Genomic DNA, 23433 nt, shown 5'->3' on the forward strand with positions numbered 1-23433 from the left:
CGGCAGCGTTGCGCACAGGGTGGTGGCACGCAGATACCGCAGCCAGCGTTGAACTACGGAGCGCGACTCAGTAAATCTACGTGAGGGCAGCCGGCGACATCTTCGCGTGCACTGCACTGCGCCTGCACCCCGGTTGGACGCCACATGGCGCACGGTGGAGCGTATCGCCCCAGCCGGAACTGCCATGAGCGAGTCTGTCGCCCCCCTGCTTGCCGCCACACCCCCACGGCCTGCCCCGCGCCCGCGGGTGCTGTACCCGCTGAGTCTGACCATCAATGGGGCGCCGCATGCGCTGCAGGTCGAATCCTCCACCAGCCTGCTTGACCTGCTGCGTGAACGCCTTCAGCTGACCGGCACCAAGAAGGGCTGCGACCACGGGCAATGCGGGGCGTGCACCGTGCTGGTGGACGGGCGACGAATCAACAGCTGCCTGACCCTGGCGGTGATGCAGGACGGGGCACAGGTGCAGACCATCGAAGGCTTTGCCGAAGGCGACGACCTGCATCCGCTGCAGCGGGCCTTCATCGCCTGCGATGCGCTGCAATGCGGGTACTGCACGCCCGGGCAGATCTGCTCCGCGCAGGGCCTCATCAACGAGGGCAAGGCGTGCAGCCGCGACCAGGTGCGCGAGCTGATGAGCGGCAACGTCTGCCGCTGTGGCGCCTACCCGCAGATCACCGATGCAGTCATGTCCGTGTTGGAAACGGATCAATCCCCGGGAACCGACGCCCCGGCGTCTGAATGGGTTCCAGGTACGGTGCCGGCATGATTCCGGCCACCTACCAGCGACCCGATACGATCGCCTATGCCCTGCAGGCCCTGGCCGGCTCCGCCGGCAGCAACGATATCCGGCCCGTTGCGGGCGGCACCAACCTGCTGGACCTGATGAAGCTGCAGCTGGTTACCCCGGCCGCACTGATCGACGTGAACCGGCTGCCACTGGATCGCATCGAAGCACGCGATGACGGCGGCCTGCGCCTGGGCGCTACCGCGCGCAACGCCGACACGGCCTGGCACCCGCTGGTGGAGCGCGACTACCCGTTGCTGTCAGCCGCCATGCTCGCCGCCGCATCCCCGCAGATCCGCAACATGGCCAGCAACGGGGGCAACCTGCTGCAGCGCACCCGCTGCACGTACTTCTACGACCGCGCCACTCCCTGCAACAAGCGTGAGCCGGGCAGCGGCTGCTCTGCCATCGGCGGGTTGACCCGCCACCACGCCATCCTCGGCGCGAGCGAGTACTGCATCGCCACCCACCCGTCGGACATGTGCGTGGCCCTTGCCGCCCTGGACGCAGTAGTGCATGTAGCCAGCGTGCGCGGTGAACGCGCGATTCCGTTCGCCGACTTCCATCGGCTGCCCGGGAACACGCCCGATGTCGACACCTCGCTTGCCGCCGATGAACTGATCCTGCGCATCGAGCTGCCCCCGGCCATGCGCTTTGCCGCCCACAGCGCGTATCTGAAGGTGCGCGAACGCCTGTCCTACGCATTCGCGCTGGTCTCGGTCGCGGCCGCACTGGATATCGGGCCGGATGGCACCATCCGCGCTGCGCGACTGGCACTGGGCAGCGTGGCGCACAAGCCGTGGCGAGTGGCTGCCGCCGAAGCGGCATTGGAGGGCGCACGACCCGGGGCCGAAGCCTTTGCCGCCGCCGCTGAGGCACTGCTGCAGGGCGCGGTGTCGCAGGGCCAGAACGCCTTCAAGATCCCGCTGGCCCGGCGCACGGTGATCCGCGCGCTCGAAACCGCCGCACGTGGCACCGTCGACAACCAGGGCAGCTCGCGCCCCCAACCGGAGACGCCGGCATGAATCTTCCCAACCCGCTCCATCCGCCGGTAGCACCGGCAGGCACCGGGCACGTGCCGACCGGCACCGGTACGCCGCGCATTGACGGGCGCGCCAAGGTCACCGGCCAGGCGCGCTACGCCGCCGAGTGGCCGGCGCTGGACCTGGTGTACGGGGTGGCGGTCAACAGCACCGTCGCCAAGGGAAGGATTCTGGGCTTCAGCCTGGACGCCGCCCTGGCAGTCCCTGGCGTGCTGCGCATTCTCACCCACGACAACCGCCCGCGGATGCGCAGTGCAGGTGTGTTTTACAAGGACATGACCGCGCCGGCCGGCAGCCCGTTCCGCCCCCTGTACGACGCCACCGTGCTCTATAGCGGCCAGCCGGTCGCGCTGGTATTGGCCGAGACATTCGAAGCCGCCCGCGAGGCTGCCGAACGCGTGGAGGTGCACTACGACGTCGAGGAGCACGACACCAACCTGTTGGCCGCCATGGCCCGGGCACGCCCACCGAAGAAGCTGAAAGCAGGCTTTTCCGCGCCGCCCAAAGACAAGGGCGAGCCCGATGACGCGTTCACGCAGGCGCCCTTCCAGGTCACCGCCGATTTCTACCACGGCGTGGAACACCACAACCCGATGGAGCTGTTCGCCAGCACGGTGATCCGCGGGGAAGACGGGCACTTGACCATCTACGACAAGACACAGGGGTCGCAGAACAGCCGGTGGTACGTATCGCATGTGTTCGGCCTGCCCAAGCGGAAAGTGACGGTGCGCAACCCGTATGTGGGTGGTGCCTTTGGCGCGGGGCTGCGCCCGCAGTATCAGCTGCCGCTGGCCGTGATGGGCTCCCTCGCGCTGGAGAAATCGGTGCGGGTAGTGCTGACCCGGCAGCAGATGTTCACCTTCGGCCACCGCGCAGAGACCGTGCAGCGGGTGAAGCTGGGCGCGGACGCCGACGGCACCCTGCGCTCGATCTGGCACGAGGCCGTGGGGGAAACCTCACGTATCGAGGATTATGTGGAAGTAGTGGTGAACTGGAGCGGCCAGTTGTACCGCTGCGACAACGTGCACCTGGGGTACAAGGTGGTGGACCTGGACCAGTACACCCCGATCGACATGCGCGCACCCGGTGCGGCCCACGGCGTGCATGCGCTGGAAGTGGCAATGGACGAGCTGGCCGCCGGCCTCGGCATGGACCCGCTGGCGCTGCGCCTGAAGAACTATGCCGAGGTCAACCCGGCCGACGGCAAGCCCTATTCGAGCAAGGCACTGCGTGAATGCTACGAGCAGGGCGCAGCCCGCTTCGGCTGGGCCGACCGCCCGCAGCAGCCGCGTTCGCGCCGCGAAGGCAATGAGTGGGTCGGTTGGGGCATGGCCACCGGCCAATGGGATGCCATGCAGATGTTCGCCCGCGCGCGCGCCGTGTTGCATGCCGATGGCCAGTTGGTGGTGAGCAGCGCCGCCAGCGACATTGGGACCGGCACCTATACCGTGATGAGCATGATCGCCGCCGAAGCGCTGGGCCTGCCGCTGGAGCAGGTGACCTTCCAGCTGGGCGATTCCACCCTGCCGGTGGCCCCGATCGAAGGCGGCTCCTCGCACGTCAGCACCGTAGGCTCGGCGGTGGAGGGCGCCTGCACCAAACTACGCCGCCGGTTGCTGGCACTGGCGCGGTTGGCACCCGGAACCGCGTTCGCGCGCGCCCGTCTGGAGGATGTGGTGTTCCGCGATGGCACCCTGGCGCTCCGCGACGACGCGGCCAGCGCGGTACCGCTGACCACGCTGCTGGCCGGGGCTGACCGCGCCAGCATCGAGGCCAGTTACCTGCTGCTGCCGAACCTGCTGGAGCAACGCAGGTTCACCCGCGCCACCCACAGTGCCGTGTTTGTCGAAGTGCGGGTCGACGAAGACCTGGGCACCGTGCGGGTGATGCGGGTGGTAAGCGCAATTGCCGCCGGGCGCATCCTCAACCCGACCACGGCACGCAGCCAGATCATCGGCGGCGTGGTGTGGGGCATCGGCGCGGCCCTGCACGAGCACACCGAGGCCGACCATCGGTTCGGCCGCTTCATGAACCGCGATTTCGCCCAGTACCACGTCTCGGTCAACGCCGACATCCACGACGTGGACGTGGTGTTTGTGGATGAAGATGACCGGGTGGTCAGCAGCCTGGGCGCCAAGGGCGTGGGCGAAATCGGCTTGGTGGGGGTATCCGCCGCAATCAGCAATGCGATTTTCCACGCCACCGGAAAGCGCATCCGCAGCACCCCGATCACCCCGGACAAGGTGATGCGCTGACGTGAAATGGCGATCACGCAGGAATCGCCAAACTGGGCCATTCCCTGCCACCCATACGCACTGATGAGGCCGTTGATCAGCGTAGAGGAAGCCGATGCCGTGCTTCGTTCCAGCACTCCCGACGTCGTCACCGAACAGATCGCCCTGCCGGAAGCGGTCGGCCGCGTGCTGGCACAGGCCGTGGTCGCCGAAGGCCCGCAACCGCCGTTCGACCGGGTCATGATGGATGGGGTGGCCACCCGCTGGCAGCCGGTGATGCCCGCGGTACTCCGCATTGCCGGTGCGCAGATGGCCGGCATGCACGGCCAGGTCCTGGAGCACCCGGGCAGCTGCATCGAGGTTTCGACCGGCGCCGTGCTTCCCGAGGGCTGCGACTGCATCGTGCCGATCGAACAGCTGGAACGTACCGCCGACGGCTATGCACTGCGCGCTACGGCCACGCCGGTCGCCGGCCAGTTCATCCACCGCCGTGGAACCGATTGCGCCGCCGGCACGCCGGTGCTGGCGCCCGGCAGCCGCATTGGCGCCCCCCAGATGGCGCTGCTGGCCGCCAACGGCGTGGCCCGGGTGACCGTCGCAAGGTTGCCCCGCGTGGCCATCGTCGCCACCGGCGATGAGCTGGTGGACGTGGACGCAGCACTGCCACCGGGGCGGATCCGGCGTTCCAACGACCTGGCCTTGATGGCCGCGCTGCAGGCGGCCGGCCTGGGCCGCGCCTCCCTGCATCATCTGGCAGACGATCCCGCCCTGCTTGCCGAGGCGCTGGGCCGGCTGCTGGTGTCGCACGACACGCTGGTGCTGTCCGGCGGTGTTTCCATGGGGCAGCGCGACTACCTGCCCGACACGCTGGCGGCGCTGGGCGTGCGTTGCCACTTCCACGGCATCGCACAGCGCCCGGGCAAGCCCATGTGGTATGGCGTGGGGCCTGAAGGTCAGCGGGTCTTCGCACTACCGGGCAACCCGGTTTCGTCGCTGGTCTGCCTGATCCGTTACGTACGTCCGGCGCTGCTGGCGGGCATGGGCGCTGCACCCGCTGCAGCGGCGCAGGTTCCCCTCGCCACCGCCCTGCCCGCCTTTGCGCTGGCCCAGTTCATCCCGGTCCATCTGCATGAGGATGACGCCGGCAATGCGGTGGCCGAGCCCGTGGCCTCGCGGAATTCCGGAGATTTCACGGCGTTGGCCGGCACCGCCGGCGTGCTGGAACTTGCCGCCGGCCGCGTGGGTGCAGCAGGCCAGCCACTGCGGCTGCACCGGTGGTGAGATGAGCGCACCCACACCCCTCCTGGATCGCCGCAATCGACCCCTGCGCGACCTGCGCATCTCGGTCATGGACCGCTGCAACTTCCGCTGCACCTACTGCATGCCGGCGTCGACCTACGGCGAGGACTATGCGTTCCTGCCGCCGGAAGCGCGGTTGAGCTTCGACGAAATCGAACGCGTATGCCGCCAGGCTGCGGCACTGGGCGTGAGCAAGCTGCGCCTGACCGGCGGCGAACCGCTGCTCCGCCCGCAGTTGCCCGACCTGATCCGCCGCCTGCGTCGCATCGACGGCATCGACGATATCGCCCTTACTACCAACGGGGTGCTGCTCGACCGGCAATCGAACGCATTGGCTGACGCGGGCCTGGACCGGGTCACGGTCAGCCTGGATACGCTGGATCCCGCGCTGTTCCGCCAGATCAGCGGCGGGCGTGGCGACGTGGATGCCGTGCTGCGCGGGATCGATGCGGCCAAGGACGCTGGCTTCCGTGACGGGGTGAAGATCAACGCCGTGCTGCAGCGCGGGCGCAACGACGCCGGCGCGCTCGACCTGGTTGAACGCTTCCGTGGCAGCAGCGTGGTGCTGCGCTTCATCGAGTTCATGGACGTGGGCAACCGCAGCGGCTGGTCGGCCGACTGCGTGGTTAGCTCGCAGGAACTGCACGCCCGCATCGACGCCCGCTGGCCGCTGCTGGCGTTGCCGCCCCGCCATCCGGGCGAAGTCGCCACCCGCTACCGCTTCGTCGATGGCGCCGGTGAAATCGGCCTGATCTCGTCCATCTCCAAGCCGTTCTGCGGCGACTGCACCCGGGCGCGGCTGTCCTCGGAAGGCCAGCTCTATACCTGTCTGTTCGCCACCCGCGGCACCGACCTGCGCGGCCTGCTGCGGGCCAGCGCGGACGACGCCGCCCTTCGCGCAGTGCTGGCGGGGGTGTGGTCGGCCCGCAACGACCGTTACAGCGAACTGCGCGGCCGCCCGGCGTCCAAGCCCGGGCGCCGCATCGAAATGCACTACATAGGTGGATGATGGAACCCAATCCTTCCCTGCTCTCGCACCTGGACGCCGATGCACGGCCGCGCATGGTCGATGTAGGCGGCAAGACCGCCACCGACCGCGTGGCACACGCCCAGGCCCGGGTGCGCTTCCCGCCCGAGGTCGCCATCCAGCTGCGCGAGGCCGGCTTCGTGCTGCCCAAGGGCGCGGTGCTGACCGTGGCCCACATTGCCGGGGTGATGGGCGCCAAGGTCACCTCGCAGTTGATTCCGCTGTGCCACCCGCTTGCCCTGCAGCGCTGCGACATCACCATCGACATGGACGGTGACAGTGCGGTGGTCGACTGCACGGTCGCCTGCCACGGCACCACCGGCGTCGAGATGGAAGCCCTGACCGGGGCCAGCATTGCCGCGCTCACGCTGTATGACATGTGCAAGGCCCTTTCGCACGCCATCGTGATCGAGCAGGTGCGGCTGGTGTCCAAACGCGGCGGCAAGTCCGACCTGGACCATCCGTCATGAGTGCACCGCTGTCGGCACTGTTGCTCACCGGTGGCGCGAGCCGCCGCATGCAGGCCGACAAGGCACTGCTGGATTACGCCGGGCAGCCGCAGCTGCTGCGCGCCTGGGCCCTGCTGCGGCATATCGAGCTGGTGCAGGCGTTTGTCTCGCTCCGGCCGGACCAGCGCAGCGAAATGTTGCGGGGCAGCCTGCCCGCTCTGGCCGACAGCGTTGACAGCGTGGGTCCGGTAGCCGGCATCCTCTCCGCGCAGCAGGCCTACCCCGGGCACGCATGGCTGGTGATCGCCTGTGACCTGCCTCTGCTGGATGCGCGCACACTGCGGTCACTGGTGTCGGCACGACAACCGGGCAAGGACGCCACCGTGTTCGTCAGTCGCCACGACGGCCTTCCAGAGCCACTCTGTGCCATCTGGGAGCCGTCATCGGCACCGCTGCTGCGCCAGCGCTTCGAGGCGCACCACTTCTGCCCGCGCAAGGCGCTGCTGCAGTTGCAGATCCATGCGCTGCCCTCCCCTGGCAACGCGTTGGACAACATCAATACCCCTGGCGAGCTGCTGCAGGCGCGCCAGCAACTGGAACCGAACTGATGCCCCAGGTTGAACTCAACTATTTCGCGCAGCTGCGCGAACAGGCCAACATGGGCGCCGAGCGCGTGGACACCGACGCAGACTCGCTTGGCACCCTCTACCAACAGCTGCAGGCCAGGCACGGCTTCACGCTGCCGGCGTCGGCGCTGCGGGTCGCCGTGAACGAGCGCTTCTGCGGTTGGGAACAGCCCCTGCAGGACGGCGACACCGTGGTGTTCATTCCGCCGGTCAACGGCGGATGAGCGCGTTTTCGGTGAGCGCGTCTGCGCTGGATGTTCCCGCCCTGCGCTCGGCATTGCAGAACCCCGCCCACGGCGCCTTCTGTGCGTTCGAAGGCTGGGTGCGCAACCGCAACGACGGTCGCGACGTGGAAGGGCTGGAGTACGAGGTGTACACCGCGCTGGCCCAGATCGAGGGCGAGGCGATCCTGGACGAAGCCCGCGAGCGCTTCGGCGACATCGACGCCATCGGCGTACACCGCAGCGGACGCCTGGCCGTAGGCGAGCTGGCCGTATGGGTCGGCGTCTCTTCGCCCCACCGCGACGCCGCCTTCGGCGCATGCCGCTACATCATCGATGCGATCAAACACCGGCTGCCGGTCTGGAAGAAGGAGCTGTACGTGGAAGGCGACAGCGAGTGGGTGGTCTGCTCGCACGGCGGCAACCCCCATTCACACAGCGCTTCACCGCATGCCGACCCCCGCTGAACCATCATCGTCGTACCGACCCCGTGAGCCAGGCTGCAGCAGCCAACGAGGAGCCACCGCATGAGCACGCCCCCCCAGCTATCCCTTTCCCGCCGCGACGTGCTGAAACTCGGCGCCGGCTCGGCCACGAGCATGGTAATCCCCACCGTGGTCGCCGAAGCCCAGGGAAATACCGCCGGCGCACGCGCGCCGGTGACCGCCGAGGTGGCCTTCGAGGTCAATGGCAAGCCCCACACGCTGCAGGTGGACACCCGCGTCACCCTGCTGGATGCACTGCGTGAGCACCTGCAGCTGACCGGCACCAAGAAGGGCTGCGATCACGGCCAATGCGGTGCCTGCACCGTGCTGGTCGATGGCCGCCGCATCAACGCGTGCCTGACCCTGGCGGTGATGCACCCGGGCGCGAAGATCACCACCATCGAAGGGCTCGGCGCTCCGGACAGACTGCACCCGATGCAGGCCGCGTTCGTCAAACACGATGGCTACCAGTGCGGCTACTGTACCCCCGGGCAGATCTGCTCGGCGGTGGCAGTGCTGCAGGAAGTGCGCGACAACATTCCCAGCCACGTCACCGATGACCTGGGCGCCCGCGCCACGCTGACCGCCGATGAGATCCGCGAACGCATGAGCGGCAACATCTGCCGCTGCGGCGCATATTCCAACATCGTCGAGGCGATCGAAGACGTCGGAGGAACGCGCGCATGAGGGCCTTCACTTATGAGCGTGCCACTACCCCGGCCCAAGCGGCCGCAGCGGCCGCCCGCACCCAGGGCGCGCGCTTCATTGCCGGGGGCACCAACCTGCTGGACCTGATGAAGCTGGAGATCGAGACGCCGGCGCACCTGATCGACGTCAACGGGTTGGCGCTGGACACCATCGAAGCGACCGCTGACGGCGGCCTGCGCGTCGGTGCACTGGTGCGCAACACCGACCTGGCGGCCGACCGGCGTATCCGCCGCGACTACGCCCTGCTCACCCGCGCACTGGTGGCCGGCGCCTCCGGCCAGCTGCGCAACAAGGCCACTACCGCCGGCAACCTGCTGCAGCGCACTCGGTGCCCCTACTTCTACGACACCGCGCAGCCATGCAATAAACGCCTGCCGGGCAGTGGCTGCGGCGCCATCGGTGGCTTCAGCCGACAGCTGGCCGTGGTCGGCACCAGTGCCGCATGCATCGCCACCCATCCGAGCGACATGGCGGTGGCGATGATGGCGCTGGATGCCGTGGTGGAGACGCTGCGTCCCGACGGATCCAGCCGGCGCATTCCATTGAACGACCTTTACCGCGCGCCGGGCACCACCCCGCACCTCGAGACGGTGCTGGAGAAAGGCGAACTGATCGCCGCGGCCATTCTGCCCGCACCGCTTGGCGGCACCCATATCTACCGCAAGGTGCGTGACCGTGCCTCCTACGCGTTTGCACTGGTATCGGTGGCGGCGGTGCTGCAACCGGATGGCAGCGGGCGGGTTGCACTGGGCGGCGTGGCCTACAAACCGTGGCGCAAGCCGGAAGCGGACGCGCTGCTGCCGCAGGGCGCTGCCGCGGTCATGGCCAAACTGCTGGAGGACGCTTCGCCCTCGCCGCAGAACGCCTTCAAGGTGCAGCTGGCCGAGCGCACGCTCGCCGCCGTCCTCCAGCAAGCGAAGGGATAAGCCATGAAATTCGACACCCCCGCCGGCACCAACCCCATCGACCAGCTGCAGGTGGTGGGCAAGCCGCTGAACCGGATCGACGGCCCGCTGAAGACAACCGGCCATGCTACGTACGCCTACGAGTGGCACGATGCCGTGCCAAACGCCGCATACGGTTACGTAGTCACCGCCGGCATTGCCAAGGGCCGGGTGACGTCGATGGAACTCGACGCCGCGCGCCGCTCGCCCGGTGTGCTGGCCATCGTGACCGCCGACAATGCCGGTCCATTGCACAAGTCGCAGCGCAATGCCGCCCCGCTGCTGGGCGGCCCGGACATCACGCACTACCACCAGGCGTTGGCGCTGGTGGTCGCGGAAACCTTTGAACAGGCGCGCGCCGCAGCTGGGCTGGTGAGGCTGCGCTATGCCACCCAACAGGGTGCCTATGACCTGGCTGCAGCCAAAAAGGCAGGCACGAATTTCCAGAAGACCGATCCGGACGCGCGCGTCGGTGACTTTGAAAAGGCCTTCGGCGACGCACCGGTCACGCTGGATGCGATGTACCACACGCCGGACCAGTCGCACGCCATGATGGAACCGCATGCCACGCTGGCCGCCTGGGAAGGCGACAAGCTGACGGTGTGGACCTCCAACCAGATGATCGATTGGGGCAGGACGGACCTGGCCAAGACGCTGGGCCTGCCCAAGGACAATGTGCGGCTGATCTCGCCCTATATCGGCGGCGGCTTCGGCGGCAAGCTGTTCGTGCGCTCCGATGTGGTGCTGGCCGCGCTCGGTGCGCGCGCTGCCAAGCGCCCGGTCAAGGTAACGCTGTCGCGGCCGATGGTGGCCAACAACACCACCCACCGCCCGGCCACGCTGCAGCGGATCCGGCTGGGTGCGACCGCCGAAGGCACCCTGACTGCGATCGGTCACGAATCGTGGTCGGGCAACCTGCCCGGCGGCTCGCCCGAAGAAGCGGTACAGCAGACCAAGCTGCTGTACGCCGGCGCCAACCGGCTGGCCGGACTGCGCCTGGCGCACCTGGACCTGCCGGAAGGCAACGCCATGCGCGCGCCGGGCGAAACGCCCGGATTGATGGCGCTGGAAATCGCGATGGACGAAATGGCCGAAAAGCTGGGCCTGGATCCCATCGAGTTCCGCATCCGCAATGACACCCAGGTGGATCCGGCCAATCCGGAACGCCCGTTCTCCAAACGCCAGCTGGTGCAGTGCCTGCGCGAGGGTGCCAAGCGCTTCGGCTGGGACCAGCGCAACGCCCGCCCTGGCACCCGGCGCGACGGCCGCTGGCTGGTCGGCATGGGCGTGGCCGCAGGCTTCCGCAACAACCTCGTCATGAAATCCGGCGCACGCGTACGGCTGGATGGCAGCGGCCGGGTCACGGTGGAAACCGACATGACCGACATCGGCACCGGCAGCTACACCATCCTCGGCCAGACTGCCGCGGAAATGCTCGGCGTGCCGCTGGAGCAGGTTACGGTGAAACTGGGCGACTCCAGCTTCCCCGCCTCGGCCGGTTCGGGCGGCCAATGGGGCGCCAACAGTTCCACCGCCGGCGTGTTCGCCGCCTGCACCAAGCTGCGCGAGGCCGTAGCGGGAAAGCTGGGTCTGGACCCGGCGAAAGCCACCTTCGCCAAGGGCAAGGTCAGCGATGGCGGCAAGAGCGTCGCGCTGGGCAAGGCCGCGGCCGACGGCGAGCTGGTGGTGGAAGACACCATCGAGTTCGCCGAACTGGAAGAGAAGTTCCAGCAGTCCACCTTTGCCGCGCATTTCGTCGAAGTGGGCGTGGATGTTGCCACCGGCGAAAGCCGGATCCGGCGCATGCTGGCGGTGTGCGCCGCCGGGCGCATCCTCAACCCCAAAACCGCGCGCAGCCAGGTGATCGGCGCGATGACCATGGGCGTGGGCGCCGCGCTTTCCGAAGAGCTGGCGGTGGATACGCGGCTGGGCTTCTTCGTCAACCACGACCTGGCCGGCTACGAAGTGCCCGTGCACGCCGACATCCCCCACCAGGAAGTGGTTTTCCTGGACGAGACCGATCCGGTGTCGTCGCCGATGAAGGCCAAGGGCGTGGGCGAACTCGGCCTGTGCGGTGTCAGTGCGGCGGTGGCCAATGCGATCTACAACGCCACCGGCACCCGCGTGCGCGAGTATCCGATCACGCTGGACAAGCTGCTGGCCGGGCTGCCTGCACTGGGATGAGTGCCGACCTGGCCACTACGCCGCTGGATGCCGAGGACGGTAACCCCGGCCTCGTGTTCGAGGCGACCCTCGATGCGCTGTACGAGGGTCGCCGCGCGGCGCTGGCCGTGGTGCTCGAAACCGAGGGTTCCACCTATACCCGCGCCGGCACGGTGGTGCTGTTTTCTGATCACGGCCACGTCGGGTGGCTGAGCGGTGGCTGCCTGGAACCGGAGATTGAACGCCGAGCGATGCAGGCCGTGGACGGGAACACCTTGGCGTGGATGGAGATCGATACCCGCGATGATGACGCATTGTTTGCCGGCAACGCGGTGGGATGCCGGGGGCGGCAACGGGTGGTGTTGATTCCGCTGGCAGCGCTTGCCGGCATTGATGGCATGTTTGGCCGGTGGCTGCGGGGAGAGGGAACGCTGGAGCTCAGGCTGCACAGCGACGGAGCACTGCAATGGCGCTGCGGCGCTATGCGTCTTTCCCATGACATCGCCAGTCCGCCGGTCGACTGGGAAGCCCCTCGCGCGGAGTGGCAGCTGCAATGGCGGCGTGCGCCGAGCGTGGTGGTGTTGGGGGCTGGGCCGGAGGCCGCGCCATTGCTGCCCTTGTTGAGGGGCCTGGGATGGCGGGTGGAGATTCATGAGCCACGGGAGCGGTGGCGGGAGCGGCTTGCTGTTGTCGCGACACCCGACCAACGGTCGGGTGCTACCGGGGGTTCGTCCACTGATTGCAGGACGCGGTGGACGAACGCGCCGTTGCCGGATGCGGTGCTGGTGATGCACCACAACTTCGAGCTGGACCGCGAGGCGTTGGACGCGCTGGCGGCCACGGCCATTCCGTTCATCGGATTGCTGGGGCCAGGACGACGGCGCGATGACCTGTTCACCGTGCTGCCCCCCGAAACGCGGGCATCGCTTTCCCCTCGCCTGCGTTCGCCCGTCGGGCTGGGACTGGGTGGGCGGGGGCCGGAGGCCATTGCACTGAGCATTGCCGCGCAGCTGCAGGCGTGGCGGCACGGCGTGCCGGAACTGCCGTGATGAACGCCCATGCCGCCGTGGTACTGGCCGCCGGCGCAAGCACGCGGCTGGGCCGCCCCAAACAGCTCCTGCGCCGCGGCGGCGAGACCCTGCTGCACCGGATGGTCCGGTTGACAGCCGCTACAGCACCTTCACTGCTGGTGGTCGTGCTGCCTGAGGCCTCCGGAGCGCTCAGGGACGCGGTGGCCGACCTCGATTGCGTGCAGGCGCTCAATCCCGACGCGCAGCGCGGCATGGGCAGCAGCCTGGTGGTCGCCGCGCCTGCCGTGCAGGCATCCGCACGGGTGCTTGTGGTGGCCTGCGACCAGCCCGCGCTGGAGGCTGCGCATCTGCACGCGTTGCTGGAGAGCGCCAGCCAGTCCACCTCAGGCTGCGCGGCTACCCTGTTGCTCGGCACGCTCGGCGTGCCGGCGGTGGTGCCCGGCGCGTGGTTCGCCGACCTTGCCGATGGGCAGGGTGACAGCGGCTTCCGCGCACGGCTGCGTGCGCTGGAACCCGGAACGGTCGGCGTGCTGCACGCCCCTGCCCTCGCGCTGGATATCGATACCCCCGACGATCTGCGCGCCGCGCACGAACTGGGACTGATCGACGACTGACGTCGTGGTTTCAGGATTGCCAGTCGAGGCCGCGTGGCGCGCTGGAGAAACCCGCCGCGCGCAGTGCCTCGGTTACCGGGTCGCGCTGGATGGGCGCATCGTCAATCAGTTCCAGCGTAAACATGCGCCGCCCGCGTCGCAGTGCGATCACCAGCGCCTGCGCCGCCGCCGTCAGCGCAGCATCTTCGCCGGGCGCTCCCGGCGCGAACCATGTGAGCAATTGCCGACCGCCCTGGGCCAGGTACATGCGCAGGCGACCACCGCCGATCACCACGAGCGCCCCGGGCCGTCGCACCGGCCGCTGCGTTGCGTGGTGCGCCGGCCACGGCAGCACCGGCCCGAACGGATTGGCCGGATCCACCGCCGACAGCCCCAGGCTCAGTCCAACCTGCCCCGGCTGCTGTGCCTCGGCCACCTCACGCAACGCATCGACCATGCCACGCTCTGCGAACTGTGCGCCGCCCATGCCATCGACGAACCGCCCTCGCAGCACCCGGCCGGCATCTTCCATGCCGCGATACACCTGCACCAGCGCCGGGAAACCGCCGGCGATGCCTTCGGCGATGGCCGCGCCGCGCGTCACGATACCGTGGCGCTCCAGCAGCCCGTTCGCCAGCGCGACCGCGCGCACCGTGTCGCTGACCGGCGGCCGCTGCAACAGCGACCATCGGCCCGCGAGGGTGGGTGTGGCCAACGTGGTCGCCATCGGCTGCAGGCCGCCCGCCGCGCCGAGTGGATCCATCATCGCCCTGCCCCGTGCGTAGCGACTCTGCCGCGCAGACGTCGTCGCCCGTGGGCGCGCGGGTCGGGTGGCCGACAGGTGGCGCAGCGGCGTCCATAGATCGGTAGTCACGACACCCGCCCACGCCAGTTCCCATAGCGCGGTGTGCAGCGTCTCGGCGTCGACCACGACGTCGTCCACTCCCGCAGCCGCCAGGCGCGCCTGCACTGCGGCGGCCAGCTGCCGTGCAAAGAACGCGCCCCCGTCTGCCAGCACCGTCAACAGCGCCGTCTGCAGGGGCGAAGGTTCGATCGCCTGCACGACAGGCAACGTTTCGCCCATGCCCTCCTGCACGTGAAGCGACACCAGACCGTCATCCTCGCCCAGGCGGCCGTGCCCCACCCACGCCACCGCGCCGGTTGCCAGCAGTTCGTCCAGCATCGTCGGTGTGTAGTCGGCTACCCGTGCCGACAGGATCTGCTGCTCCCACGCCGACACCGGCAGTGGCACGCCGGCCAGCAGCTCGATAACACGCAGTACGCCGTCCGCGCCTTGCAACGCGCCGTGCGCAGGGACCGCGCTGGAGCGGGACGCCACCGTCGCGTCGGCCACCAGCCCATGCCGCTCCAGCAGCAGCGCCGCATACGCCTCACGGCTGGCCGGACGGGTCGCTTCGCGCGCGGCCTGCAGGGAGCGCAGGCGCAGGCGCTGGAACACGGCCTCCCCCACCCATTCGCGGCGCGCCAACGGAACCGTTGCAGCATCGTCGCCATCGTCGCGCGCCTGCCCCGCGCCGAAATGACCACTGAGCACCTTGCCCTGTCCGGCCAGATGCTCCAGCGCCGCGTCCACCACGGCCACCCCCAGCCCCCAGTGACGTGCGGCGTCGCCCGTCGTGAATGCAGCATGGGTGCGCGCGTAGCGACCCAATAGTTCGCCCAACGGGTCGCTGGCAGGCTGCAGGAACACGGCAGGTACACCGTCCGGCAGTTCAACGGCGAGCGCATCCCGTAAACGGGCGGCGTCCTCCACTGCGGCCCAGACCTGCCGTCCGCCTATCGGAACGGACACGATGCGCTGTTCGCTCTTAAGCGACAGAAGATGCACGCTGACGCCGTCTGCATCGATCAGGCGCGCCGCGATGTCGGTTTCGCTCAATGGCCCCAGCTCGCGCAGCAGGTCGGCAACTCCTTCCCTGCCGTTCGCCTGGCGCCCCGGTGCCAACCGCTGCAGCTCCAACCCCACCTGTTCCACCACCGCAGGATCAAGCAATTCACCCAGATCCACCTGGCCCAGCAGGTCGCCCAGCAGTCCAGCATCCAGCGACAGCACCGATGCACGGCGCTCGGCCAGCGGCACATCGGTGCCGTACATGAACTCGGCCACGTAGCCGAAAAGCAGGTTGGCGGCGAACGGCGACGGCACCTCGGTGGTGACCTCGGCGATCTCGATGCGGCCCTCGGCCAGCCGCTGCATCACCGTGTCCAGCGCATCCAGGTCGTAGACATCCTGCAGGCACTCGCGCGCCGCTTCGATCAGGATCGGGAATTCGGGATAGCGTTGTGCGATGGCCAGCAGCTCGGCGGCGCGAAGGCGCTGCTGCCACAGCGGCGAACGCTTCCCGGGCTTGCTTCGCGGCAGCAACAGTGCGCGTGCGGCACACTCACGGAACCGCGCGGCAAACAGCGCTGAATTGCCTACCGCCAGCGTGACCTCACGACGCAGCCGTTCCGGCTCGAACAGGAACAGCTCGGCACCGGGCAGCCGCCCGGACGAATCCGGAATGCGCACGATGATGCCGTCGTCGCTGGCCACCACCGCCGGGTCCACGCCCCAGCGGTCCTGGATGCGCCCTGCCAGTGCCAGCGCCCAGGGATCGTGGATGCGCCGTCCGTAGGGCGAATGCAGCATCACCCGCCAATCGCCGGATTCGTCACGGCAGCGTTCCACCACCAGCCGGCGGTCGGTCGGCAGCACGCCGGTTGCCGCGCGCTGCTCGTCCAGCAGGCCGACGATGTTGGCGATCGCATTGGGCTGCAGGCCCGCCCCCTGCAACCGCGCGAGCAACGCCGGTGCAAGCGTGTCGTTGCCCGCGTCGGCATCCAGCGCGGCCAGGAACGCGCCTACCGCCTCACCCAGTTCCGCCGGACGGCCCACGCCTTCGCCCCGCCAGAACGGCAGCCGTGCCGAGCGCCCGGGCGCGGGCGTAACCACCACCTGGTCATGGGTGATCCGCTCGATCCGCCAGGAAGTGGCCCCCAGCGTGATCACGTCATTGACCCGCGATTCGTGGACCATCTCCTCGTCCAGCTCACCGACCCGGCGCGAGCCGGCACGTTCTTCGCCTTCGGGCAGCATCACGCTGTACATGCCACGGTCGGGAATGGTCCCGGCGCTGGTCACCGCCAGCTGCCTGGCCCCGGGGCGCGCGCTCAGTTCACCGGTCTGCCGGTTCCATAGCAGGCGCGGACGGAAGCCTGCGAAGTCGTCGGACGGGTAGCGCCCGGCCAGCATGTCCAGCGTGGCATCGAACGCACTGCGCGGCAGCGTGCGGTACGGTGCCGCGCGACGTATGCGCGCATACCAGACCTCGACATCCAGTGGCTCCATCGAGGCCGCCGCCACGGTCTGCTGGGCGAGCACGTCCAGCGGGTTGCGCGGCGGATCCACCGCTTCGATGCGCCCTTCCAGCATCCGCTCGATCGCCACTGTGGCGTCGATCAGGTCGCGTCGCGTGCGCGGGTAGACCAGCCCGGTGGAAGTCCCGCCGACCTGGTGGCTGGCCCGGCCGATCCGCTGCAGCGCACTGGCCACAGACGGTGGCGCCGCGACCTGGATGACCAGGTCCACCAGCCCCATGTCGATGCCCAGTTCCAGGCTGGAGGTGGCCACCACGCAGCGCAGCGAACCGTCCTTGAGCGACTGCTCGATGTCGCGCCGCTGTTCCTTGGAAACCGAGCCGTGGTGCGACCGCGCGATCAGCTCGGGGCTGGCCACCACCCGCGACACGGTGCTGCCGGTGAACGAGCCGTACTGCTCGGGTACCGGCGCGACCGGCGGCTGGCCGGCTGCGCGCGCGCTGCGTTCGGCATGCAGCTCGTTGAGCCGCGCGGTCAGCTTCTCGGCTACGCCACGCGAGTTGGCGAACACGATGGTGGAGCGCCGCGCCAGCACCTGGTCGAGGATGCTCGCTTCCACGTGCGGCCAGATCGAACCCACCCGGCCGCCCGGTTCACGTTCCGCGCCGGGCCCTGCGTGCGGCGGCAGGTCCGCCATGTCCTCCACCGGCACCACGATGCGTACGTCGAGATGGCGCGGACTGTCCGGGTCGACTACGGTCACCGGCCGGTCACCACCAAGGAAGGCAGCCACCTGCTCCACCGGGCGCACCGTGGCGGACAGGCCGATGCGCTGCGCGGGCACCTGCAGCAATGCGTCCAGCCGCTCCAGGCTGAGCGCCAGATGGGTGCCGCGTTTGCTGCCGGCCACCGCATGGATTTCATCCACGATCACGGTATCGACCTCGCGCAGCGTCTCGCGCGCTTTCGAGGTCAGCATCAGGAACAGCGATTCGGGCGTGGTGATCAGGATGTCCGGCGGCCGCCGCACCAGGCGCGCACGCTCAGCCACCGGCGTGTCGCCGGTGCGGATGCCAACCGTCAGGGCCACCGCGGGATCGCCACGCCGTTGGCGCTCGGCGTCGACGCCCTGCAATGGCACCTGCAGGTTGCGCTGGACGTCAGCACCCAATGCCTTGATCGGCGAAAGGTAGAGCACGCGGGTCCGGCGCGGCGCTGCTCTCGAAGCGCCTGCCTGCGCCGCTGCCTCCTGCTGTCGCGCGCGGTACAACTGGTCGATCGCATGCAGGAAGGCTGCCAATGTCTTGCCCGATCCGGTCGGCGCGATCACCAGCGTGTGTTCGCCCGCCGCGATGGCGCGCCACGCCGCCGCCTGCACCGGAGTGGGTGCGGGAAACGCCGACGCGAACCAGGCGTGGGTAGCGGGCGTGAATACGGTCGGGGCGGAAGCAGCGTCGGAGGCCATGGCTGCCCACCTTACCTGCTGCTGCGTAGAAATACCGATCACGTCCACGCAGATTTTCCGATGCGGACGGCGCCTTTTCATGCAAGGCTCACGCTGGGTTGTTTCCTCGGCCAACGGCGGAGCGTCCAGCATGAATCCGCAGGCGATCAGAAACACCCTGGTGGCGGTGCTGGTTGCCATCTGCGCGCTGCCTGCCGCCCCTGCGCCTGTCCACGCGCAGTTCTCCCCGCTTCTCATGCCGAAAGCCGACCAGGCACCGCGACCCGAGCCGGCCGACCGCTGGCGGTTGGAGTTCAGCGACGCGGCCGATTCAGACGGCATCATCAGCTTCCGTCTCTGGGTGCATGAGGAGTCGCCGATGCATGTCGATATTCCGATCCGCAAGGGCGAGTCGAACGTGGACATCGCCATCGCCGTCCGCGATGCACTGGGCGGGCGGCTGGGCAACCGCTATACGGCGGTGCTGGTCGGTGGCGAGGAAGTGGTCATCACGGCGCGACGCGGCTCACCGCGTTTTACGGTCGAACTGCTACGCGACGCCGCACGGGACGTGGACGTCGACGTAGAGCGCGACTGATCCGATGCGTGGGCTATCCTTGCATGGCACCCGCCCCAAGGTTTCCTCCATGCGCACGCTCTATCCGTCGATCACCCCGTTCCGCGAGCACCACGTTCAGGTCGATGACCTGCACACCCTGCATGTGGAGGAATGCGGAACGCCTGACGGCATCCCGGTCGTGTTCCTGCATGGCGGTCCTGGCGCGGGCGTTTCGCCGACGCACCGGCGCTTCTTCGATCCCGCGCGTTACCGGATCGTGTTGATCGACCAGCGCGGCAGCGGCCGCTCCACTCCGTTCGGCGAACTGCGCGACAACACCACCGCGCACCTGGTGGCCGATATCGAAACCGTGCGATCCCGGCTGGGCATCGAACGCTGGCTGGTGTTTGGTGGCTCATGGGGCTCCACGCTGGCCCTGGCGTATGCGCAGGCGCATCCCGAACGCGCCACCGGCGTGATCGTGCGCGGCGTCTACCTGGGCCGGGCCGAAGAGAACCGCTGGTTCAATGAAGCCGATGGCGGTGCACGCTGGGTGTTTCCCGAGCGCTGGGCGAACTACGCTGCCCATCTGCCGGAGGGCGAACACGGCAACATGATCGAGGCCTATTGGCAACGCATGGACAGCGACGACAGTGCCACCCGAATCGCAGCGGCGCAGGCCTGGCTGGGCTGGGAGGACTTCGCCGCCACGCTGGTACACGACGTGGACGCCGTCTCCGACGCCGACCCGTTGGATACCCTGGCCAAGGCGCGGATCGAAGCGCACTACTTCCGCCACAACGCGTTCCTGGAGCACGGCCAGCTGCTGCGCGACATCGACCGCATCCGCCACTTGCCCGGGGTGATCGTGCAGGGGCGCTACGACATCATCTGCCCGCCGCGCAGCGCATGGGACCTGTCCCAGGCATGGCCGGAAGCCAGACTGGAGATGGTGCTGTCCGGCCACAGCGCGACCGAGCCGGCCACGGTGGACGCGCTGGTGCGCGCCACCGATGCCTTCGCCGATCAGGCCGCAGCGTACGCCGGGTAATCGGTGTAACCCTTCGCACCACCGCCGTAGAACGTGGTGCGGTCCGGGGTGTTCAGCGGCCAGCCGTTCTGCAGGCGCGCCACCAGGTCCGGGTTGGCGATGAACGGCGTGCCGAAGGCGGCCAGGTCGATCAGGCCGGCGTCGATCAACTGCTCGGCGCGTGCGCGGTCCAGGCCACCGGCGAGGATCAACGCGGTGTTGGGCAGGTTGCCCTTGATGGTGCGCAGCAGGCCCTGGAAGCCCCCCTCGGCGCCGGGGTCGACCACCACATCGCCCACCTTGAACCCGGACTGGTCCATCAGATGGACGAAGGCCAGTCCACGTTCGCCGATGGCCTTGCTCAGCACGCCGTAGGTCTGGTCGATGCCATCGTGCAACGGCATGTCGAACAGCTGCCCATACGGCGACAGGCGGATGCCGGTGCGCGCCGCACCAATTCGGGCCACCACCGCGTCGATCACCTCCAGGGTGAAGCGCAGGCGGTTTTCCATGGTGTCGGCCGAGTACTGATCGGTGCGGTCATTGACCAGCGGGTTCATGAACTGCTCGAACAGATAACCGTTCGCGCCGTGGATTTCCACGCCGTCGAAACCGGCGTCGATCGCATTGGCCGCCGCCTGCGCGAACTCGCCCACGATGCGTGCGATCTCGTCGGTGGCCAGCTGGCGCGGCGCCGGCGGTGCCACCAGGGTCGGCGTGCCGGTTTCGTCGTAGCCGAACGCCTGCGCGCCCACCGGCTGCTTGGAGCTGGCGCTCACCGGCAGGCGGCCATCGGCCTGGATGGTCGGGTGCGAAACCCGGCCCACGTGCCACAGCTGGGCCACGATGCGGCCGCCCAGGGCATGTACCGAGTTGGTCACCAGGCGCCAGCCCTCGATCTGTTCCGGGCGGAAGATGCCCGGGTTGAACAGGTAACCCTGCCCTTCCTGCGAGATCGGGGTGCCTTCGCTGACGATCAGGCCGGCGGTGGCGCGTTGCGCGTAATAGAGCGCGATGCGCTCGTCGGCGATGTCGTTGGGCGCGCGGGCGCGGGTGAGCGGGGCCATCACCACGCGGTTACGGAGCGGCGTGCCGGCGAGATCGAACGGGGTGAACAAGGACGTCATTGCGGTGTTCCTGGGGAGGGGCCCGCCAATGCGGGCAGGTGTGCATGCTAGACAGATGCCGATACAGCTACAATCCAGCCAACGGGCAAATCACAATTGCTCAAATGGCATTCATGGAGCACGCCCCATGCAGCTCAAGGCCCTGCGCTACTTCCTGATGGTGGCGAGTACCAGCAGCTTCCTGGCCACCGCCCGGCATTTCCGGGTACCGGCCTCCTCGGTGTCGCGCTTCATCGCCGCGCTGGAAAAAGACCTGGGCCGCCAGCTGTTCTACCGCAGCACCCGCGCGGTGCGGCTCACCGAGGACGGCGAGCGCTTCCACCAGCAGGTGCGCGAAGCCATCGAACTGCTCGATGCGGCCGTGGACGACCTGGGGCGCGATGACGGCGGGTTGAGTGGCCGGCTGCGGATCAATGCGCCGGAAGCGTTCGGGCGGCTGCACGTGGCCGCACTGATCAACGCGCTCCAGGCCGGGCACCCGGCGCTGGATGTGGAACTGCAGCTCACCGACGCCTACATCGACCCGGTGCAGGAAGGCGTGGACATCACGGTGCGGATCGGGCCGCAGGTGGATTCGGGATTGATCGGCAGAACCGTCGCTGCCCAGCAGCAGATCGTGGCCGCCAGCCCGGCCTACCTGGCCGCGCACGGTACGCCGCAGGTGCCCGCCGACCTGCTGGACCATCGCTGCCTGCTCTACAAGGGCCAGTTCGGCACCCAGCGCTGGTACTTCCGCGAGGAGGCATCGCAGCCGTTCGAAGGCATCAACGTCAGCGGGCCGTTGTGCAGCAACAACGCCGAAGTGCTGCTCGCCGCGGCGCTCGAAGGGCACGGCGTGGTCTTGTTCCCCAGCTGGCTGTACCACCGCGAAAGCTTCGCGAAGCAGCAACTGGTGCCATTGCTCGGGGCGTGGGAGGGCTCGGTCGCGACCGAGACCTCCTACATCCAGCTGCTCTCGCCCGAGAACAAGCTGCGCTCCCGCAAGGTCCGCGAGGTGACGGCGTTCCTGCTGGAGGGATTCGGCAACTGGGATCGCCCGTAGGGACACGCCATGCGTGTCCACGCGCTGCGGGAATTACTGTGGAACCGGGTCCGGGTCGATGCCACGCTGGGCGAATGGATGCGATCCATACCTTCCGCCGCCTTCCGCTTCTGGCCGCTGTCCTGGCGGCCAGCCTACTGCTGGGCGGCTGCGCCACCCTGCCCCGCACCCCCGTGCCCGCCGATCAGGTAGCCTGGGCGGTAATACCCGGCATGCCGGATGTGCGCGCCTGGGCCGGCCGGCCGAACCGCGACATGGAGCTCGATTTCGAGCAGTCCATCCGCGATGAACACCCGGACCACTTTCCCGTGGCTGCGGACGGGCGCATCCATTACCCACATCTTGCGCTGTCCGGTGGCGGTGCGAATGGCGCATTCGGCGCCGGCTTTCTCAATGGCTGGACCACTACCGGCACCCGCCCCACCTTCAAGATCGTCACGGGTGTGTCCACCGGTGCGCTGATGGCGCCGTATGCATTCCTCGGGCCGGACTACGACGAAGCGCTGCGGCGCTTCTACACCACCACCTCCAATGCCGACGTGTTCGCCGCCGGCAACCCGCTGATGGCGCTGCTGCGCCGCGACTCGCTCGCCCACACCGCGCCGCTGGAAGCGCTCATCGCCACGGCGATCGATGCGCCGCTGCTGGCAAAGATCGCCGCCGAGCATCGCGCCGGGCGGCGGCTGTACATGGGCACGGCGGACCTGGATTCGCGTCACTTCGTGGTCTGGAACATGGGCCTGATCGCCAGCCGCGGGACACCGGAGTCGATGGCGTTGTTCCGCCGCGTGATGCTGGCGTCGGCCTCCATCCCCATCGCGTTTCCGCCGGTGCTGATCGAAGTGGACGTACACGGCCACCGCTACGACGAGATGCACGTGGATGGCTTCGTTGCCGCCAACATCTTCCTGCATGCCGGCGTCATCGATCCGCAGCGGATCTACAACCGCCTGTCCCGCGCGCCGGCCACCTATGACACCTTCATGATCCACAACGGCCAGCTCAATGCCGCCTCCGATCCGGCGGAACGTTCGCTGCGTGGCATCGCGTTCCGCACCATCGACGTGGCCGGCCGCGCCGGCATGATCGGCGACCTGTTCCGCGAATACGCCTATGCGCGCCGCGACCGCGCGCGGTTTGCCTGGGTCACCATCGATTCCACCCTGGCGTTGCCCGAGGCGACCAGCTTTGACCCGGAACGCATGAAAGTCCTGTACGAGGTCGGCCATGACCGCGCCCGCGCCGGCCCCGAGTGGCTGTCGCGGCCACCCGGGATGACGCCCGGCGACGATCCCTGACG

The 23433-nt window shown here is 68.6% G+C and carries 20 protein-coding genes; 18 read left to right on the top strand and 2 right to left on the bottom strand.

Annotated features, from left to right (window positions below):
* Nucleotides 1-184 precede the first annotated feature (184 nt).
* The 14 genes from ACTJI4_RS09490 to ACTJI4_RS09555 all read left to right on the top strand — a co-directional run bounded on the left by ACTJI4_RS09490 (nucleotide 185) and on the right by ACTJI4_RS09555 (nucleotide 13631).
* Nucleotides 185-769: a (2Fe-2S)-binding protein gene (locus ACTJI4_RS09490; protein WP_440869182.1), complete on the top strand. Its 585-nt coding sequence runs from the start codon at nucleotides 185-187 to the stop codon at nucleotides 767-769.
* Entirely contained in the window at nucleotides 742-1812 is a 1071-nt protein-coding gene (locus ACTJI4_RS09495; protein WP_440869183.1) for an FAD binding domain-containing protein, read from the top strand. Before ACTJI4_RS09490 ends, ACTJI4_RS09495 begins: the two co-directional genes overlap by 28 nt.
* On the top strand, nucleotides 1809-4085 hold the full coding sequence (locus ACTJI4_RS09500; protein WP_440869184.1) for a xanthine dehydrogenase family protein molybdopterin-binding subunit: 2277 nt from the start codon (nucleotides 1809-1811) through the stop codon (nucleotides 4083-4085). Before ACTJI4_RS09495 ends, ACTJI4_RS09500 begins: the two co-directional genes overlap by 4 nt.
* Before the next feature lie 99 nt (nucleotides 4086-4184).
* A complete protein-coding gene (locus ACTJI4_RS09505; protein WP_440869185.1) occupies nucleotides 4185-5345 on the top strand; it encodes a molybdopterin molybdotransferase MoeA in 1161 nt (386 codons plus the stop codon).
* A gap of 1 nt (nucleotide 5346) precedes the next feature.
* Complete coding sequence (moaA, locus tag ACTJI4_RS09510; RefSeq protein WP_392923941.1) at nucleotides 5347-6372, top strand: GTP 3',8-cyclase MoaA; 1026 nt, start codon at nucleotides 5347-5349, stop codon at nucleotides 6370-6372.
* A complete protein-coding gene (moaC, locus tag ACTJI4_RS09515; RefSeq protein ID WP_440869186.1) occupies nucleotides 6369-6860 on the top strand; it encodes a cyclic pyranopterin monophosphate synthase MoaC in 492 nt (163 codons plus the stop codon). The genes moaA and moaC overlap by 4 nt, the downstream gene beginning before the upstream one ends.
* The gene (locus tag ACTJI4_RS09520) at nucleotides 6857-7447 is read left to right on the top strand and encodes an NTP transferase domain-containing protein (RefSeq protein ID WP_440869187.1); all 591 of its coding nucleotides are present in this window, start codon (nucleotides 6857-6859) and stop codon (nucleotides 7445-7447) included. The genes moaC and ACTJI4_RS09520 overlap by 4 nt, the downstream gene beginning before the upstream one ends.
* On the top strand, nucleotides 7447-7689 hold the full coding sequence (locus ACTJI4_RS09525; protein WP_392923949.1) for a MoaD/ThiS family protein: 243 nt from the start codon (nucleotides 7447-7449) through the stop codon (nucleotides 7687-7689). The genes ACTJI4_RS09520 and ACTJI4_RS09525 overlap by 1 nt, the downstream gene beginning before the upstream one ends.
* A complete protein-coding gene (locus tag ACTJI4_RS09530; protein WP_392923951.1) occupies nucleotides 7686-8153 on the top strand; it encodes a molybdenum cofactor biosynthesis protein MoaE in 468 nt (155 codons plus the stop codon). Before ACTJI4_RS09525 ends, ACTJI4_RS09530 begins: the two co-directional genes overlap by 4 nt.
* Nucleotides 8154-8213: 60 nt before the next feature.
* Nucleotides 8214-8858 (top strand): aldehyde dehydrogenase iron-sulfur subunit PaoA, encoded by a 645-nt coding sequence (gene paoA / locus ACTJI4_RS09535; protein WP_440869188.1) that lies wholly within the window; start codon nucleotides 8214-8216, stop codon nucleotides 8856-8858.
* Nucleotides 8855-9805, top strand: coding sequence for an FAD binding domain-containing protein (locus ACTJI4_RS09540; RefSeq protein ID WP_440869189.1), 951 nt, complete (start codon nucleotides 8855-8857; stop codon nucleotides 9803-9805). The genes paoA and ACTJI4_RS09540 overlap by 4 nt, the downstream gene beginning before the upstream one ends.
* Before the next feature lie 3 nt (nucleotides 9806-9808).
* Nucleotides 9809-12007 carry an aldehyde oxidoreductase molybdenum-binding subunit PaoC gene (gene paoC / locus ACTJI4_RS09545; RefSeq protein WP_440869190.1) on the top strand — a complete coding sequence of 733 codons (2199 nt, stop codon included), beginning with the start codon at nucleotides 9809-9811 and terminating at the stop codon, nucleotides 12005-12007.
* Nucleotides 12004-13035: an XdhC family protein gene (locus tag ACTJI4_RS09550; protein ID WP_440869191.1), complete on the top strand. Its 1032-nt coding sequence runs from the start codon at nucleotides 12004-12006 to the stop codon at nucleotides 13033-13035. The genes paoC and ACTJI4_RS09550 overlap by 4 nt, the downstream gene beginning before the upstream one ends.
* Nucleotides 13032-13631, top strand: coding sequence for a nucleotidyltransferase family protein (locus ACTJI4_RS09555; RefSeq protein ID WP_440869192.1), 600 nt, complete (start codon nucleotides 13032-13034; stop codon nucleotides 13629-13631). Before ACTJI4_RS09550 ends, ACTJI4_RS09555 begins: the two co-directional genes overlap by 4 nt.
* Nucleotides 13632-13641: 10 nt before the next feature.
* Here the strand turns inward: ACTJI4_RS09555 and ACTJI4_RS09560 are convergent, their stop codons facing one another.
* Nucleotides 13642-18396, bottom strand: coding sequence for an ATP-dependent helicase (locus ACTJI4_RS09560; RefSeq protein WP_440869193.1), 4755 nt, complete (start codon nucleotides 18394-18396; stop codon nucleotides 13642-13644).
* Nucleotides 18397-18526: 130 nt separating this feature from the next.
* On the opposite strand from ACTJI4_RS09560, the gene ACTJI4_RS09565 reads away from it, so the two are divergent.
* Both ACTJI4_RS09565 and pip read left to right on the top strand, forming a co-directional pair.
* Nucleotides 18527-18973 carry a hypothetical protein gene (locus tag ACTJI4_RS09565; protein ID WP_440869194.1) on the top strand — a complete coding sequence of 149 codons (447 nt, stop codon included), beginning with the start codon at nucleotides 18527-18529 and terminating at the stop codon, nucleotides 18971-18973.
* Nucleotides 18974-19022: 49 nt separating this feature from the next.
* A complete protein-coding gene (pip, locus tag ACTJI4_RS09570; RefSeq protein ID WP_392923978.1) occupies nucleotides 19023-19985 on the top strand; it encodes a prolyl aminopeptidase in 963 nt (320 codons plus the stop codon).
* On the opposite strand, the gene ACTJI4_RS09575 is transcribed toward pip, so the two are convergent.
* A complete protein-coding gene (locus ACTJI4_RS09575) occupies nucleotides 19961-21091 on the bottom strand; it encodes an alkene reductase (RefSeq protein WP_392923981.1) in 1131 nt (376 codons plus the stop codon). The two genes, pip and ACTJI4_RS09575, sit on opposite strands and share 25 nt — an antisense overlap.
* A 127-nt stretch (nucleotides 21092-21218) precedes the next feature.
* Between ACTJI4_RS09575 and ACTJI4_RS09580 the strand changes: the two genes are divergently transcribed.
* On the top strand, nucleotides 21219-22133 hold the full coding sequence (locus tag ACTJI4_RS09580) for a LysR family transcriptional regulator (RefSeq protein ID WP_392923984.1): 915 nt from the start codon (nucleotides 21219-21221) through the stop codon (nucleotides 22131-22133).
* A gap of 74 nt (nucleotides 22134-22207) precedes the next feature.
* Complete coding sequence (locus ACTJI4_RS09585) at nucleotides 22208-23431, top strand: patatin-like phospholipase family protein (RefSeq protein ID WP_440869195.1); 1224 nt, start codon at nucleotides 22208-22210, stop codon at nucleotides 23429-23431.
* The last annotated feature ends 2 nt before the right edge of the window (nucleotides 23432-23433 follow it).

The sequence above is a fragment of the Stenotrophomonas sp. 22385 genome, assembly GCF_052045085.1.
GTDB lineage: Bacteria > Pseudomonadota > Gammaproteobacteria > Xanthomonadales > Xanthomonadaceae > Stenotrophomonas.